General features: G+C 72.2%; 13 protein-coding genes. 9 read left to right on the forward strand and 4 right to left on the reverse strand.

Annotation, left to right across the window (positions count from 1 at the left end; genetic code table 11):
* Window positions 1-70: 70 nt before the first annotated feature.
* Together ACN27G_RS35315 and ACN27G_RS35320 are read left to right on the forward strand one after the other, a co-directional pair.
* A complete protein-coding gene (locus ACN27G_RS35315; protein WP_421496954.1) occupies window positions 71-979 on the forward strand; it encodes a YihY/virulence factor BrkB family protein in 909 nt (302 codons plus the stop codon).
* 96 nt (window positions 980-1,075) lie between these two features.
* Window positions 1,076-1,522, forward strand: coding sequence for a hypothetical protein (locus tag ACN27G_RS35320; RefSeq protein ID WP_421496955.1), 447 nt, complete (start codon window positions 1,076-1,078; stop codon window positions 1,520-1,522).
* A 154-nt stretch (window positions 1,523-1,676) separates the two neighbouring features.
* Here the strand turns inward: ACN27G_RS35320 and ACN27G_RS35325 are convergent, their stop codons facing one another.
* Both ACN27G_RS35325 and ACN27G_RS35330 read right to left on the reverse strand, forming a co-directional pair.
* On the reverse strand, window positions 1,677-3,365 hold the full coding sequence (locus ACN27G_RS35325; RefSeq protein WP_421496956.1) for a glycoside hydrolase family 13 protein: 1,689 nt from the start codon (window positions 3,363-3,365) through the stop codon (window positions 1,677-1,679).
* Window positions 3,366-3,505: 140 nt separating this feature from the next.
* Entirely contained in the window at window positions 3,506-4,579 is a 1,074-nt protein-coding gene (locus ACN27G_RS35330; RefSeq protein WP_421496957.1) for a LacI family DNA-binding transcriptional regulator, read from the reverse strand.
* Window positions 4,580-4,844: 265 nt separating this feature from the next.
* Here ACN27G_RS35330 and ACN27G_RS35335 point away from each other — a divergent pair, with 265 nt between their 5' ends.
* From ACN27G_RS35335 to ACN27G_RS35350, 4 genes are all read left to right on the forward strand, one after another.
* On the forward strand, window positions 4,845-6,146 hold the full coding sequence (locus tag ACN27G_RS35335) for an extracellular solute-binding protein (RefSeq protein WP_421496958.1): 1,302 nt from the start codon (window positions 4,845-4,847) through the stop codon (window positions 6,144-6,146).
* A 111-nt stretch (window positions 6,147-6,257) separates the two neighbouring features.
* The gene (locus ACN27G_RS35340) at window positions 6,258-7,277 is read left to right on the forward strand and encodes a carbohydrate ABC transporter permease (protein WP_421496959.1); all 1,020 of its coding nucleotides are present in this window, start codon (window positions 6,258-6,260) and stop codon (window positions 7,275-7,277) included.
* A gap of 2 nt (window positions 7,278-7,279) precedes the next feature.
* Window positions 7,280-8,206: a sugar ABC transporter permease gene (locus ACN27G_RS35345; protein ID WP_421496960.1), complete on the forward strand. Its 927-nt coding sequence runs from the start codon at window positions 7,280-7,282 to the stop codon at window positions 8,204-8,206.
* Window positions 8,203-10,044 carry a glycoside hydrolase family 13 protein gene (locus tag ACN27G_RS35350; protein WP_421496961.1) on the forward strand — a complete coding sequence of 614 codons (1,842 nt, stop codon included), beginning with the start codon at window positions 8,203-8,205 and terminating at the stop codon, window positions 10,042-10,044. The genes ACN27G_RS35345 and ACN27G_RS35350 overlap by 4 nt, the downstream gene beginning before the upstream one ends.
* Before the next feature lie 78 nt (window positions 10,045-10,122).
* Here the strand turns inward: ACN27G_RS35350 and ACN27G_RS35355 are convergent, their stop codons facing one another.
* Both ACN27G_RS35355 and ACN27G_RS35360 read right to left on the reverse strand, forming a co-directional pair.
* Window positions 10,123-10,872: a DUF305 domain-containing protein gene (locus tag ACN27G_RS35355; RefSeq protein ID WP_421496962.1), complete on the reverse strand. Its 750-nt coding sequence runs from the start codon at window positions 10,870-10,872 to the stop codon at window positions 10,123-10,125.
* Window positions 10,873-11,045: 173 nt separating this feature from the next.
* Window positions 11,046-11,651 (reverse strand): TetR/AcrR family transcriptional regulator, encoded by a 606-nt coding sequence (locus ACN27G_RS35360; protein WP_421496963.1) that lies wholly within the window; start codon window positions 11,649-11,651, stop codon window positions 11,046-11,048.
* 98 nt (window positions 11,652-11,749) lie between these two features.
* Here ACN27G_RS35360 and ACN27G_RS35365 point away from each other — a divergent pair, with 98 nt between their 5' ends.
* The 3 genes from ACN27G_RS35365 (at window position 11,750) to ACN27G_RS35375 (ending at window position 14,726) form a co-directional block, all read left to right on the forward strand.
* Complete coding sequence (locus ACN27G_RS35365) at window positions 11,750-12,802, forward strand: hypothetical protein (protein WP_421496964.1); 1,053 nt, start codon at window positions 11,750-11,752, stop codon at window positions 12,800-12,802.
* Window positions 12,803-12,998: 196 nt separating this feature from the next.
* Window positions 12,999-13,340: a hypothetical protein gene (locus tag ACN27G_RS35370; protein WP_421496965.1), complete on the forward strand. Its 342-nt coding sequence runs from the start codon at window positions 12,999-13,001 to the stop codon at window positions 13,338-13,340.
* A gap of 318 nt (window positions 13,341-13,658) precedes the next feature.
* Window positions 13,659-14,726, forward strand: a complete 1,068-nt coding sequence (locus ACN27G_RS35375) for a BMP family lipoprotein (protein ID WP_421497591.1) — start codon at window positions 13,659-13,661, stop codon at window positions 14,724-14,726.
* Window positions 14,727-14,944 lie beyond the last annotated feature (218 nt).

Raw genomic sequence — 14,944 nt, forward strand, 5'->3', positions numbered from 1 at the left:
CGGCCCGCACTCGTGGCGTGCCGGGGGCGTTGCGGCGCCCACACCGGTGGCGATGGGCAAGGATGTCGGCGTGAACGCGTTCGAGCGGGTGGTGCTGCGGATCGACGCCCGGCTGACGGCGTACCGGGAGCGGTCGCCGTCGTTCGATCATCTCGCCCGGGCCGTGGGCCGCTACACGGACGTGCTCGGTACCCGGCTCGCGGCGGCCATCGCCTACTACGGCTTCTTCGCGGTCTTCGCCCTCGGCCTGGTGGCGTACGCGGTGCTGGCCGCGCTGCTCGGCGACAGCGCGGAGAGCGGCGAGGTGATCGTCGGGTTTCTCCAGCGGAATCTTCCGTTCGTCGACCCCGAACAGATCCGGCAGAGCAGCGGTCGTCCCGGCATCGTCGGGCTGATCCTGCTGGCGATCACCGGGATCGGCTGGGTGGAGTCGATCCGCTCCTCGCAGCGGTTGATCCACGGGCTGTCGCAGCATCCGGGCTACATCGTGCTGCGCCAGCTGGTCGACCTGGCGGTGCTGCTGGTGATCTTCGTGCTGCTGGGGCTCTCGGTCGGTGCCGTGGACGCGCTGGAGTCGCTGCTGAGCTGGCTGCTGGGAGCGCGGTCGATCATCCTCACCATCTGTAGCTGGTTCCTGGCGTTCATGGTCAACATGCTGCTGGCCTCGGCGTTGCTGCTCGCCGTGCCGAGGCTGCGGATGAGTCTGCGGCGCTGGCTGCCGGCGGTGCTCCTGGTGGCGCTGGGCGTGACGCTGCTGAACACGGTCGGCCGCTACTACGTGGTGCGCTGGGAGCGGAACCCGGCGTACACGGTGGTGGCCGGCGCGGTGGGCCTGCTGATCTATCTCTATCTGCTCAACCAGTTGCTGCTCTTCGGGGCGGCGCTCGCGGCAACCAGTCACCAGGGGCGGGTCCTGGACCTCACCCGCGCGCCCCGGGTGCCGGACCCGGCCCGCCCGGAACCGCCGTCGACCGACTGAGCCGGCCGGAGCGCCCGGGGTGAGGGGAAAGAGACCAGGGCTGCCATTCGGGCAATAGCCACTAATGACGCGTGGATCACCGCGATGATGAGTCGCGTGGGCGCACTAGTGACGTTGGAACTGCCGGACGACTCGCCGATCCTCGCCCTGCCCTGGATCATCACCTTCGGACCGCTCGACGACGACGAGGAGTGGGAGCCGGTGGTCTGCGGCCCGTACGAGCGCGCCCACGCGCTGGCGCTGGCCCAGTCGGTCGTCGCCGACGAGGAGCTGATGGCGGTGGTCGAACCGCTGCTGCCCCGGGTCTCCGCCGAGGAGATCCGCGCGGAGATCGCCGCCGCGCAGCTCGCGGCCGAGGCCGAGGACGAGGCGGCGGATCTCGCCGACACCAGCATCTACGGCGACTACGAGGACCTCGGTGCGGAGGAGGTGATCGGCGAGAGCAGCCGCCGGCCGGTCCAGGCCGGGCAGCCGCCGGACGCGACCGAGGTCCGCGCCGGCATCGCCCGGATCGCCGCGATGCTCACCCGGCCGAGCCGCTGACCCGGCCCGGGACGCCAGGACCGCGAAAGCGCCGGTGCCCCGGGGCGCGCGCTCCCCGGGACACCGGCCCCACCATCCCCTCCACCACAAAGGGGTCGTAGCCCCGGTCGCCCGCCGGCGCGGAGCGCGACGGACGACCAGGTCGCTGGAGGAATTACCCGGTTACCGGCCGGACGAACCACCCGGCCGTGTCGGTCGGCAGCGTCGTACCGTCGGCACCGCCCGCCAGGGGTTCGCTGGTCAGGACCGGCGTGCCGTGATCGCGTACCGTCACCGGCTCGCCGCCGAAGTTGACCACGCAGGTCAACTCCGGTGCGCCGGCCGGCGCCGCCCGGCTGAAGGCGAGCACTCCCGGCTCGCTCTCCCGCCACCGCACCCCGCCCGCAGCGGCCGGGCCGCCCGCGTCACCTGGGTCGCCCGCGCCGGCCGGGCCGTCGGGCAGCGCGGGGTGGTCGCGGCGCAGTCGCAGCGCCGCCCGGTAGAGCTCCAGGGTCGAGTCCGGGACGCCGGTCTGGGCGGCGACCGAGCGGGCCCGCCAGGTCGGCGGGGCCGGCAGCCAGGCCGGGGCGGCACCGGCCGGACCGAAGCCGTACGGCGGGACGTCGCCGCTCCACGGCAGCGGCACCCGGCAGCCGTCCCGGCTCTCCCCGGTGCGGCGGAACGCGGGATCCTGCCGCAACTCGTCCGGGAGGTCGAGCACCTCCGGCAGGCCCAGTTCCTCGCCCTGGTAGAGGTAGACGCTGCCGGGCAGGGCGAGCATCATCAGCGCGGCGGCGCGGGCCCGGCGCAGCCCGAGGGCGCCGTCACCGTACCGGGTGACGTGCCGTTGCTTGTCGTGGTTGGAGAGCACCCACGTGGTGGGCGCGCCGACGATCGTCGCCTCGGCCAGCGCGGTGTCGATGACCTTGCGGAACGAGTCGGCCGACCAGGTGGCGTCGAGGAAGTCGAAGTTGAACGCCTGGTGCAGCTCGTCCGGGCCGATGTAGCGGGCCAGCCGCTGCGGTGTCTCGGCCCACGCCTCGGCGACCGCCATCCGGCCACCCGGATAGCTGTCCAGGATGGGGCGCCAGGCCCGGTAGATGTCGTGCACCTCGTCCTGGTCGAAATAGGGCAGCCGGGCCCGGCCGAGCAGTTCGACCTGACGCTGACCGGCCGGGACGCCGTCGCCGACGTCCGGCAGCCCGTCCGCCTTGATCATCCCGTGTGCCACGTCGATCCGGAAACCGTCCACGCCCCGGTCGAGCCAGAACCGGAGTACGTCCTCGAACTCGGCGCGGACCTCGGGGTGCCGCCAGTCGAGGTCGGGCTGGGCCGGGTCGAAGAGGTGCAGGTACCACTGGCCGTCCGGGACCCGGGTCCAGGCCGGGCCGCCGAAGATCGACTCCCAGTCGTTCGGCGGCAGGTCACCGCCCGGCCCGCGGCCGTCCCGGAACAGGTAGCGGTCGCGTTCGGCGGAGCCGGGCGGGCTGGCCAGGGCGGCGGTGAACCACGGGTGCGCGTCCGAGGTGTGGTTCGGCACGATGTCGACGATGATCCGCAGGCCCAGTGCGTGCGCGTCGGTGATCATGTCGTCGAAGTCGGCGAGGGTGCCGAAGATCGGGTCGACGTCCCGGTAGTCGGCGACGTCGTAGCCGCCGTCCACCATCGGCGACCGGTAGAACGGAGTCAGCCAGAGCGCGTCCACGCCGAGGTCCCGCAGGTAGGGCAGGCGACTCCGGACTCCGGCGAGGTCGCCGACGCCGTCACCGTCGGCGTCGGCGAAGCTGCGGACGTACACCTGGTAGACCACCGCGGACTTCCACCAGTCCTCGGCGGGCCGGCCGGGTGCGGGGGAGACGCTCATGGGAGGGCTTCCGTTCGTCGGGGCGTGCGGTCAGGGGGCGTGCCGGGGGCGAGGTGTCAGAGCAGGATGCCCGGCCAGCTGTGCAAGAGTCAAGCATTTCTTGCGCAAGGGGGACCGTCCTCCGTGCGGCTGGACACCGGTCAGACCGGCAGCGGCAGTTCCGGCGACGGCCGCGCTTCCGGCGCGGGCCGCCCGGCCACCCCGGGCACGACCGCGGTCGAGCCGCGCACCACCAGCTCCGGCCGGAAGACGTACTCGGAGTGCGGTGCGGCGTGCCCGTGGATCTCGTCGACCAGGGCGCGTACCGCCGCGACCGCCATCGCGGTCACCGGCTGTCGCATGGTGGTCAGCGGCGGGTCGGTGAAGGCCATCAGCGGCGAGTCGTCGTAGCCGACGACGGAGAGGTCGGCCGGGACCGAGAGGCCGCGCTGCCGGGCGGCCCGGACCGCGCCCAGCGCCATCAGGTCGGAGCCGCAGACCAGCCCGGTCACCCCCCGGTCCAGCAGCCGGCCGGCGGCGGCCTCGCCACCCTCGACACCGAAGAGCGACAGCTCGGCCAGCTCGTCCAGCTCCCGGTCGGCGAGGCCGACCAGCCGCCTCATCGCGGCCTTGAAGCCGGCGACCTTCCGCTGCACCGGCACGAACCGGCCGGGCCCGGTGATCAGGCCGATCCGGCGGTGCCCGAGCGCGACCAGGTGTGCCACGGCCAGCTCGCCGGCCTCCCGGTCGTCGCAGGAGACGAAGGGCGCCGGCAGCCCGGGCTGGTAGCCGTTGACCAGCACGATCGGCAGCGGCCGGGCGATGAGCGTGCGGTAGCGGGCGGGATCGGCGGCGGTGTCGGCGTGCAGCCCGGAGACGAAGACGATCCCGGAGACCTGCCGGTCGAGCAGCATCTCGACGTACTCGTCCTCGGTGACGCCGCCGGGGGTCTGGGTGCAGAGCACCGAGGTGTAGCCGGCCTGTGCCAGCCCGGACTCGACCACCTGGGCGAAGGCCGGGAAGATCGGGTTCTCCAGCTCCGGCACCACCAGCCCGACCAGCCCGGCGCTGCGCTTGCGCAGCCGCGCGGGCCGCTCGTAGCCGAGCACGTCGAGCGCGGTGAGAACGGCCTGCCGGGTCTCCGGCGCCACCCCGGGACGGTCGTTGAGCACCCGCGACACCGTGGCCTCGCTCACTTCGGCCTGCTGGGCGATGTCGGCCAGTCGTGCACGCATGGCGGAACCTTAGCCCATCGACCGTTTCTTGCGTAGGGCACGGCAAGAACTTGCAGGCCCGGTGGTCGGCGAGTTCCGTACGACGCCGGATGCGGCGGTGCCGCCGATCAGGTCCGCACGATGAAGCGCGCAAAAGCGGCTAACAGGGCGGCCAAGATGACGATCCGGAGGCAGTTGTTGCAAGCAGATGTGCAAGGGGTTTCGAAATCAGCAACAGCTTGCTACTGTCCCGCCGATACCCAGCAGGCAGACCCTAGGAGCGCACATGCGTCGCATGGCCAAGGGGGTCGTCGTACTCGCGTCCACGGCCCTCGCTCTGACGCTCGCCGCGTGCGGCGGCGACGACGAGGCGGCGGATCCGACGTCGACAACCGATCCCGCCGCCCTGAAAGCCGAACTGACGTGGTGGGACACATCGGACCCGAAGAACGAGGGGCCGGCGTTCCAGGAACTCATCGCGAAGTTCAACGACACGTACCCCAACGTCACGATCAACTATCAGTCGGTGCCCTTCGGTGAGGCACAGAACAAGTTCAAGACCGCCGCCCAGGCCAAGACGGGCGCCCCGGACATCCTGCGGGCCGAGGTGGCCTGGGTGCCGGAGTTCGCCTCGCTCGGCCACCTCTACGCGCTGGACGGCTCCGAGCTGCTCGCCGACGAGTCCGACTTCCTCGCCACCCCACTCTCGGCGAACAAGTACGACGGCAAGACCTACGGCGTGCCGCAGGTGACCGACTCGCTGGCCCTGCTCTACAACAAGGAACTGCTGAACCAGGCGGGCGTCGCCGAGGCGCCGAAGACCTGGGCGGAGCTGAAGACCGCCGCGCTGACCATCAAGCAGAAGACCGGCGTCGAGGGGCTGTACCTCAACCCGGCCGGCTACTTCCTGCTGCCCTTCCTCTACGGCGAGGGCGGCGACCTGGTCGACCCGCAGGCGAAGAAGATCGTCGTCAACTCCGCGCAGAACGTCGCCGGGCTGCGGGTCGCCAAGGACCTGATCGCCAGCGGTGCGGCGGCGAAGCCGGCCGCCAACGACGCGTACGGCACGATGATGACCCTCTTCAAGGAGAAGAAGGTCGCGATGATCATCAACGGGCCGTGGGAGGTCAACAACGTCGGCAGCGCCCCGACCTTCGGCGGCCTGGAGAACCTCGGTGTCGCCCCGGTGCCGGCCGGCTCGGCGAAGGCCGGCGCACCGGTCGGCGGGCACAACTACGTGGTCTGGTCCGGCATGCCGCAGGAGAAGGTCGACGCCGCCGTCGCGTTCATCAGGTTCATGAGTTCGGCGGAGTCCCAGGCGTACATCGCGGACCGGCTCGGCCTGCTCCCGACGCGCACCTCGGCCTACGCGCTCGACACGGTGAAGACCAACCCGATGATCTCGGCGTTCAAGCCGGTCGTCGACTCGGCCGTGGCCCGGCCCTGGATCCCGGAGGGCGGCCAGTTCTTCGGGCCGCTGGACCAGATGGCCACCGAGGTCCTGGTGCAGAACAAGGACCCGAAGGCGGCCCTGGACGACGTCGCCGGCACGTACAAGGCCGAGGTCGTCCCCGCGTACGGCATGTGATTTCGACCCCGCCGGCCACCCGGCCGGCGGGGACACCCGGCAACACCCGGCAACCCGGCGGGGCCGGCCGACATCGGCGGCCCCGCCGGCTTCCCCTCCTGGAGCGCAGTGATGAGCACCGTGACCGCCGGTCCGGCGGCGGCGCCCGCGCCGCCCGACCGCCGTCCCGCCCGCCGGTCCCGGCTGCGGCGGAGCTGGGACAGACACTGGTACGCCTGGGCGATGGTGCTCCCCGTCGTCGTGGTCCTCGCGGTGCTGGTCTTCTATCCGCTGGGCCGGGGCATCTGGATCTCGCTGACCAACCTGAACGAGGCCAACCAGGTGGCGGAGATCTGCACCCGCTCCATCACCGGCACCGAGGACTGCAGACCCAACCCCAACCGCTGGGAGTTCGTCGGCCTGGACAACTACCTCCGGGTGCTCGGCGGCCAGGTCGGCGAGTTCTGGCAGTGGACCCTGATCACCCTGATCTGGACCTCGGTCTGCGTCGTCTTCCACTACGGGCTCGGGCTCGGCCTGGCGACGATGCTGAACCGGCCGATGCGGCTGCGCGGCCTCTACCGGGTGCTGCTGGTGCTGCCCTGGGCGGTGCCGGCCTTCGTCAGCGCCTTCGCCTGGAAGTTCATCTTCAACGAGCGGTTCGGGCTGGCCAACTCGCTGCTCACCGCGGTCGGGGTCGACCCGGTCGACTGGTTCGCCAACCGGTGGAGCTCGCTCTTCACGGCGATCGTCACCAACATCTGGCTCGGCGTGCCGTTCATGATGGTGGCGCTGCTCGGCGGCATGCAGTCGATCCCCCGGGAGCTGCACGAGGCGGCCGAGATCGACGGCGCGAGCCCGTGGCAGCGGTTCGTCAACGTCACCCTGCCGGGGCTGCGCCCGGTCAGCATGACGGTGGTGCTGCTCGGCACCATCTGGACCTTCAACATGTTCCCGGTGATCTTCCTGGTCACCGAGGGCCAACCGGCCGGCCAGACCGACATCCTGGTGACCGGCGCCTACCGGGCCGCCTTCGAGGGGATCCGGAACTACTCGCTCGCCTCGACCTACGGGGTGCTCATCCTGTCGATCCTGCTCGTCTTCTCGGTCTTCTACCGGCGGGCACTGCGCAAGCAAGGCGAGGTGTGGTGACGATGAGCCGGACCAGCGTCCCGCCGGCCGGGGCGGTCGTCGCCCCCGTCGCCGCCGCCCGCGCCACTCCGGCCCGGCCCGGCGCGCCGGGCACCGGGCGTACCGGCCGCGCGCCGCTGCGCTCCGTGCTGCTGCACGCCACCCTGATCGTCGCCTCGCTGATCGCGATCGGCCCGATCGTCTGGGTGCTCCTCTCGTCGTTCAAGCCCGGTTACGCGGTGCAGAGCAGCGAGCTGACCCTGGTCAGGGACCCGACCCTGGCCAACTATCTCTACGTGCTCACCGAGACCAGGTTCCTGCGCTGGTTCCTCAACTCGGTAGTGGTCGCGGCGTTCACCATGCTGATCGGCATCTTCCTCGCCGCCACCACCGGCTACGCGGTCTCCCGGTTCAACTTTCCCGGCCGCCGGCCGCTGATGATGATCTTTCTGGTCACCCAGATGTTCCCGATGCCGATCCTGATCGTGCCGATCTACATGATCATGGCCGGGCTGGGGCTGATCAACACACCGCCCTCGCTGATCATCGCGAACCTCACCATCGCGGTGCCGTTCTGCGCCTGGATGCTCAAGGGCTACTTCGACTCGATCCCGACCGCGCTGGACGAGGCGGCGGCGATCGACGGCTGCGGCCCCTTCGCCACCTTCTGGCGGGTGGTGCTGCCGCTGGCCCGGCCGGCGCTCGCGGTCACCGGCTTCTACGCCTTCCTGACCGCCTGGGGCGAGGTCGCGTACGCCTCCGCCTTCATCCAGGAGGACCGGAACTTCACCCTGGCGTACGGGCTCCAGCAGTTCGTGCCGCAGTTCAACCCGCAGTGGGAATACCTCACCGCCTCGGCGGTGCTTGTCACCATACCCGCCGGCATCGTCTTCCTCTTCGCCCAGCGGCACCTGGTCTCCGGCCTCACCGGCGGCGGTATCAAGGAATGACGGGGCAGCCCACCGGAGCACACCACGACGGCTCGGCGTACCACGTGCCGGAGCAGGCGCCGGCGCTCGGCGAGACCGTCGACGTCTTCCTCCGGGTGCCGGCCTCGGCACCGGTCCGGCAGGTCTTCGTCCGAAGCACCCCGGACGGCGAGCCGCGCTTCACGGCGGCCACCGTGGACCGGCGCGGCGGCGGCGAGGTCTGGTGGCGGGCCGGGGTCGAGGTCCGCAACCCGGTCACCAGCTACCGGTTCCTGCTGACCGGGCCGGCCGGGCAGCGCTGGCTCAACGCGCTCGGCGAGTTCGGCCACGACGTGCCGGACAACACCGACTTCAAGCTGGTGGCGTACGACCCGCCGCCGGCCTGGGCCCGGGACGCGGTGGTCTACCAGATCTTCCCCGACCGGTTCGCCCGGTCCGCCGCCGCCGACGGGCGACCGGTGCCGGAGTGGGCCGTCCCGTCCGACTGGGACCGGACCCCGGTGATCGGCCGGGGGCCGCAGACGCCGTACCAGTTCTACGGCGGCGACCTGGACGGCGTCGCCGAGCGGCTGGACCACCTCGACCGGCTCGGGGTGAACACCGTCTACCTGACCCCGATCTTCCCGGCCCGCTCCAACCACCGCTACGACGCCACCACCTTCGACGAGGTCGACCCGCTGCTCGGCGGCGACGCGGCACTGGCCCGGCTCGCCGGGGCGGTGCACGGCCGGGGCTGGCGGCTGCTCGGCGACATCACCAGCAACCACACCGGGGACGGCCACCGGTGGTTCGTCGACGCCGTCTCCGACGCCGGCTCACCCGAGCGGGCGCTGTACTACTTCGGCGGGTCCGGCGACTACGAGTCCTGGCTCGGCGTGCGGTCGCTGCCGAAGCTCAACTGGGGCAGCGCCGAGCTGCGGCGGCGGTTCCTGGCCGGGCCGGACTCGGTGCTGGCCCGCTGGCTGCGCCCGCCTTACGGGCTGGACGGCTGGCGGGTGGACGTGGCCAACATGACCGGCCGGCGGGGCCGGGACGCGTACACCCACGGGGTGGCGGCGGCGCTGCGCGCGGCGGTGGTGGCGGCCCGGCCGGACGCGCTGGTCGTCGCCGAGCACGGGCACGACTTCACCGGTGACCTGGACGCCGACGGCTGGCAGGGCACGATGAACTACGCCGGCTTCTGCCGGCCGGTCTGGAACTGGCTGCGCGCCGACGGGCTGGACCTGCCGGACTTCCTCGGCGTGCCGGGTGGGGTGCCCCGGCGGGACGGGCCGGAGGTGCTGGCCACGATGCGGGCGTTCGGCTCGCTGGTCTCGTGGCGGGCGCTGACGCACTCGTGGCTGCTGCTCGGCTCGCACGACTCGGCCCGGATCCGCACCGTCGTCGGCGACGCCGACCGGCAGGAGGTGGCCGCCGGGCTGCTCTGCACCCTCCCCGGCACCCCGATGATCTTCGCGGGGGACGAGATCGGGCTGACCGGGCGCAACGGCGAGGACTCGCGTACCCCGATGCCGTGGCGGCGGCCGGAGAGCTGGGACGCTGCCACGTTCGACAGGTACCGCGCGCTCGTCGGGCTCCGCCGATCGCTGCCGGCACTGCGGCACGGCGGCCTGCGCTGGGCGTACGCCGATGCCGACACCCTGGTCTTCCTGCGCGAGTCGCCGGCGGAGTCGGTGCTGGTGCTGGCCCGGCGCGCCGCCGCCACCCCGATCCGGCTGGCCGGGTCGGCCGGTTGGCCGGGACCGGACGGCGAGGCGGTCAACCTCTACGGCGGGGCGGCCGCGCTGCGGCCGGGTCCGGACGGCGCGGTGACGCTGCCCGGGGACGGCCCGACCTTCCAGGTGTGGCGGCTGCGCTGAGCCGGACCGTCGGGGGTGGCAGCGGCGGGCCGCCGGGCGCGCGGTCGCCGGTGCCGGGCCGGTCGGGCGGGCCAGGCATCACTTCGACGGCGGGTCGAGGATTTCGCGCATCCGGTTGACCTCGACGGCCTGCTCGAAGGCGATGTTCCGGGCCAGCTCCCGGATCCGCTGGTCGACGCCGCTCGCGAGCACCTCCTGGGCCATCGCGATGGCACCCTGGTGGTGCGCGGTCATCATCTCGACGAACATCCGGTCGAAGGCGGTGCCGGTGGTCGCGGTGAGCGCGTCGATCGCCTCCGGGCTCTGCATGCCGTGCATGTCCGGGTGCTCGTGCCCGGTCCCGCCGAGCAGCGGGTCGAGCCCGCGGTCCCGCAGCCAGCCCTTCAGCACCTCGACCTCGGGCTGCTGGGCGGCCCGGATGCGGTCGGCGATCGCGATCACGCCGGTGCTGCCCGCCCGCTGCGGCACCAGCGCGGCCATCTGCAACGCCTGCTCGTGGTGCGGCACCATCATCGTGACGAAGCGGATGTCGGCCGCGTTGTGCGGCGCACCGGGCGGCGGGGTGAGCTGCTCCGGCTGGAGCACCTGCGCCGGCTCGCCCGGCCGGCCGGGCTGGATGACAGGTGCCGTCCCGATCGCATCGGTGGGGAGCACGGAGGGCGTCGGCGCCGGTGTGGGGGTGGTGGCGACGGAGCCCGTTGGCGCGCCGTCGTTCCGGGTGGTCGCGACCGCCGCGATACCGGCGGCCAGCAGCAGCGCCACCGCTTCGACCACCGCGAGGAACGCGATCACCGGGCGACGGCTGCTTCCGGTCGCGTTCCTCGCCAACACCACAGCGTGACTCCCGTCCGCCCTGCCGGCCGGTGGTGGCGTAGCCGGGGCTTCGCACCGGGGCCGGGTCGTCCACCCCGGGTTGGCCGATGGTAGCCCGGCCGTCGGGGCCGTGAAAGATCCAGTAGTCCGGCCGGCAGGGCCGAACCGGAGACCTGGCCGCCCACCGCCTACTTTCGCACGCCCTGGCTGGCCAGCAGGGCGGTTACGCCGTCGAGATAGGTCTTCGGGTCCGGGCCGCCGGTGAGCACCCGTTGCAGGGCGAACCCGGGGATCACACCGAAGAGGACGGCGCCCGCGGCCTCGGCGTCGGCGTCGGCCGGCAGTTCGCCGGCCTGCTGGGCCCGGCGGGCGAGCACGACGAAGCGGGACCGGAAACGGCTGTAGACCCGCGCGACGAACTCGGCCAGCGCGGGATCGCGCAGCGACTCCGCCCAGACCTGGACGGCGAGCGGGAAGACGCCGTCCGGGCCGGTCTGGGACTCGATGAACTCGAGCGCCCGGTCCAGGGCGTCGATCAGCGGTAGCGGTGGCTCCGCGGTGGCGAGCGTCGCGAAGAGTTCGTCGGCGCCGTCGACTACCGACTCGGCGATCGAGGTGACCAGCTCGTGCTTGCTGCCGAAGTAGCGGTAGACCGCGCCCACCGAGAGGCCGGCCTCGTTGATCACATCCTGCATCGAGGTGGCGTGGAAGCCGTTGCGCCGGAAGCAGCGCCGGGCGGCGTCGAGGATCTGCTGCCGCCGGGCCGCCAGGTGTTCCTCGGATACGCGTGGCACGGCACACATTATAAAACGAACGATCGTTCTTGACCGGATCCGGGCGAGGGGAGGACGCTCAGCCAAGAGAACGAGCATTCGTTTTAGAGGGAGCCGAGATGACCCGTCCACTGGAGCACTCCGGTCCGCCACCCACCCCCGCGCACCTCCGCCGGCCGCTGGCGGTCGCCGTCCTGCTGGCGCTCGCGGCGGTGCTGCTGCAGTCGCTGCTCGTACCGCTCTTCGCCGGGCCGGCGATGAACCTGGCACCGCGCGACCTGCCGATCGGCGTCGCCGGCCCGGCGCCGGCCACCGACCGGCTGGTCGAGCAACTCGACGCGGTCGCCCCGGGTGCCTTCGAGGTGATCCGGCTCCCCGACGGCGCGGCGGCCGACCGGGCACTGCGCGACCGCGAGGCGTACGCCGTGTTCGTGGTCGGCCCGGACGGGCCGACCCTGCACACCGCGAGCGCGGCGGGTCCGGCCGTGGCCGCGCTGCTCACCCAGGCGGCCGGCGAGTTCTCCGGTGGCCAGCCCGTGCCGGTGGTCGATGTCGTGCCGGCCGACCCCGACGACCCGCGCGGTGCCGGTTTCGCGGCCGGGTTCCTGCCGCTCGCCCTGACCGGCATGATCGCCGGGGCGCTGCTCTTCCTGCTGGTGCCCGGCCGGCTCGCCCGGCTGGCCGGGCTGGTCGGCTTCGGCGTGCTGGTCGGCCTCGCCGGGCCGCTGGTGCTGCAGGGCTGGCTCGGTCTGCTCCCCGGCGACGCCGTGGCCAACGGGGCGGTACTCGGGCTCGTCGGGCTCGCCGTGGCGGCCCTGCTCTGCGGGCTCGGCGCGGTGCTGGGCCGGGCCGGTCTCGGGCTCGGTGCGGCGCTGGTCTTCCTGGTCGGCAACCCGCTCTCGGCCGTCGCCGCCGCGCCGGAACTGCTGCCCCAGCCCTGGGGCGCCGTCGGCCAGTGGCTGCCGGTCGGTGCCGGTGGCACCCTGCTCCGCTCGACGGCCTTCTTCGACGGGGCCGGCGCCGGCAGTGCGCTGCTGGTCCTCGCCGGGTACGCCACCGCCGGACTGCTGCTGGTCGCTCTCGGCCGCAGACGGCAGCCGGTCGCCCCCGCCGCGACCGCCACCGGCTTCGCCGAGCCGCCGCCCGCCGACCTGGCCCGCGCCCGGGTCTGACTCCGTCGAGCCGCTGCCCTGCCCCGCGCCGGGGTCTGACTCCGTCGCCGCCGGTCGCTGCCCTGCCCTGCGCCGGGTCTGACTCCTCTCCGCCGGCACCACCAGGCGCTCCGCTCCACCGCGTCGTCCCCGCCCGCCCGCATCGCCCTGGGGGCGGGGACGACGGGCCGGGGGGAGATGGGGGAGGATGTCCGCCGTGGAACCTCTCCGGCTGATCCTCCTCTACGCCCACCTGATCGGGTTCGCCCTGCTGCTGGGCGGTGCCGCCGCCCAGTACGTCACCGGACGGATCCGGATCAACTCCCTGATGCTCTGGGGCGCCGTCCTCCAGGTGCTGACCGGGATCGGGCTCTCCGCGCCGCTGCGGGACGGCGACGAGCCGGCCCCGGCAAAGCTGGTCACCAAGCTGGTGATCGGGCTGATGATCTTCGTGATGGTGTTCTTCCCCCGCAAGCGGGAGCAGGTCAACCGCGGCCACTTCCTGGCGATCATCGGGCTGACCCTGGTCAACGCCGCAGTGGCGGTCTTCTGGCGCTGACGCCTGCCACGCCGGGCCGCACCGGCCGCCGCTGCCGGTGAGCGGGTGGCTCCGCGCGGAACGGGTCGAAACGGGACGGGCCATATCCCCAGGTCACGCATCGGGCGGGCGCTGGAGTGATCTTCCGCACCCTGAAGTTACGTAACGGTAACGGGCGTTCAACAGTCAGGCACGATTGTCGGCCGGTGGACAGACGCGGGCGTACGCTCCCGTCCGTAACGTGGGACAGCCGGCGGCGATGCGCAGGCCGGCTCAGGGCTGCCACCGCGGTGGGCGGTGCGCAATGGGAAGGAGACCGTCTTGCGCTCTGTGCGTGGGATGCGGATCGTCTCGGTACTCGCGGCAGGTGGGCTCGCACTGGGCGCAGCCGCCGCGTGTGGCGAGGCTCCGGACGATAACGGCGCGGGCGGCGACGCCGCCGACAAGTACACCGCGTGCATGGTGACGGACGTGGGAGGCATCGACGACAAGTCGTTCAACACCTCCGCCTGGGCGGGGCTGGAGGCGGCCAAGGCCGAGAACGACAACATCGACATCAAGTACGTGGCGTCCAAGGCCGAGGCCGACTACGAGCCGAACCTGACCCAGTACGTCAACCAGGACTGCGACTTCATCCTCGCCGTCGGTGGCCTGATGGGTGAGGCCACCTCCAAGATCGCCAAGGCCAACCCCGACCAGCAGTTCGGCATCGTCGACGCGAAGCTGCCGGAGAGCAACGTCTTCCCGATGCAGTTCGACACCGCGCAGGCCGGCTACCTCGCCGGCTACCTGGCGGCCGGGATGACCACGACCGGCAAGGTCGGCACCTACGGCGGCATGAAGATCGGCCCGGTGACCATCTTCATGGACGGCTTCGTCGACGGCGTCGCCCAGTACAACAAGGTCAAGGGCAAGAGCGTCCAGGTGCTCGGCTGGAACAAGGAGACCCAGAACGGCTCCTTCACCAACGACTTCGTCAAGCAGGACGAGGGCAAGAAGGTCTCCGACACCCTGGTCGCGCAGGGTGCGGACATCATCATGCCGGTGGCCGGCGGTGCCGGGCTGGGCACCACGGCGGCGGCGCAGGCCTCCGGCGGCAGGTACTCGGTGATCTGGGTCGACGTCGACGGCTGCGAGAGCACCCCGAACTGCCCGGCCCTGCTGACCACCGTGGTCAAGAACATCAAGGATGCCGTCAAGGACGCCGTGGTGACCGCGGCCAAGGGCGACAAGCTGGCACACGACCCCGGCTACCTCGGCACCCTGGCCAACAACGGCGTCTCGCTGGCGCCGTACCACGAGTTCGACAGCAAGGTGCCGGCGGAGCTGAAGGCCGAGATCGACAAGCTCAAGGCCGACATCAGCTCCGGCGCGATCACCGTCACCTCGGCCAGCCAGCCCAAGTGACCCGGTGACCGTCGGTCGCCCGACCCGCTCGGGCGGCCGGCCGGGACGGCGTCGACGCCGACGATCCGGTCGCTCCGATCGTCGTGGAGAGTGTCTCCGCGCCGATCGGGGCGACCGGTTTTCGCACAGCAGCTAGGCTGCACCATCCGCCCGCACTCCCCAGGAGGCCGCGCTGAGACTCGAACTGCGGGGCATCACCAAGCGCTTCGGTGAGCTGG

Source organism: Plantactinospora sp. WMMB334, from assembly GCF_049179095.1.
Taxonomy (GTDB): Bacteria; Actinomycetota; Actinomycetes; order Mycobacteriales; family Micromonosporaceae; genus Plantactinospora.

Excerpts from the sequence above, each read along its gene's own strand:
- ACN27G_RS35330 (WP_421496957.1), bottom strand. The coding sequence starts at position 4,579 with ATGCGTGCACGACTGGCCGACATCGCCCAGCAGGCCGAAGTGAGCGAG.
- ACN27G_RS35325 (WP_421496956.1), bottom strand. The coding sequence starts at position 3,365 with ATGAGCGTCTCCCCCGCACCCGGCCGGCCCGCCGAGGACTGGTGGAAG.
- ACN27G_RS35345 (WP_421496960.1), top strand. The coding sequence starts at position 7,280 with ATGAGCCGGACCAGCGTCCCGCCGGCCGGGGCGGTCGTCGCCCCCGTC.
- ACN27G_RS35365 (WP_421496964.1), top strand. The coding sequence starts at position 11,750 with ATGACCCGTCCACTGGAGCACTCCGGTCCGCCACCCACCCCCGCGCAC.
- ACN27G_RS35350 (WP_421496961.1), top strand. The coding sequence starts at position 8,203 with ATGACGGGGCAGCCCACCGGAGCACACCACGACGGCTCGGCGTACCAC.
- ACN27G_RS35340 (WP_421496959.1), top strand. The coding sequence starts at position 6,258 with ATGAGCACCGTGACCGCCGGTCCGGCGGCGGCGCCCGCGCCGCCCGAC.
- ACN27G_RS35335 (WP_421496958.1), top strand. The coding sequence starts at position 4,845 with ATGCGTCGCATGGCCAAGGGGGTCGTCGTACTCGCGTCCACGGCCCTC.
- ACN27G_RS35375 (WP_421497591.1), top strand. The coding sequence starts at position 13,659 with ATGCGGATCGTCTCGGTACTCGCGGCAGGTGGGCTCGCACTGGGCGCA.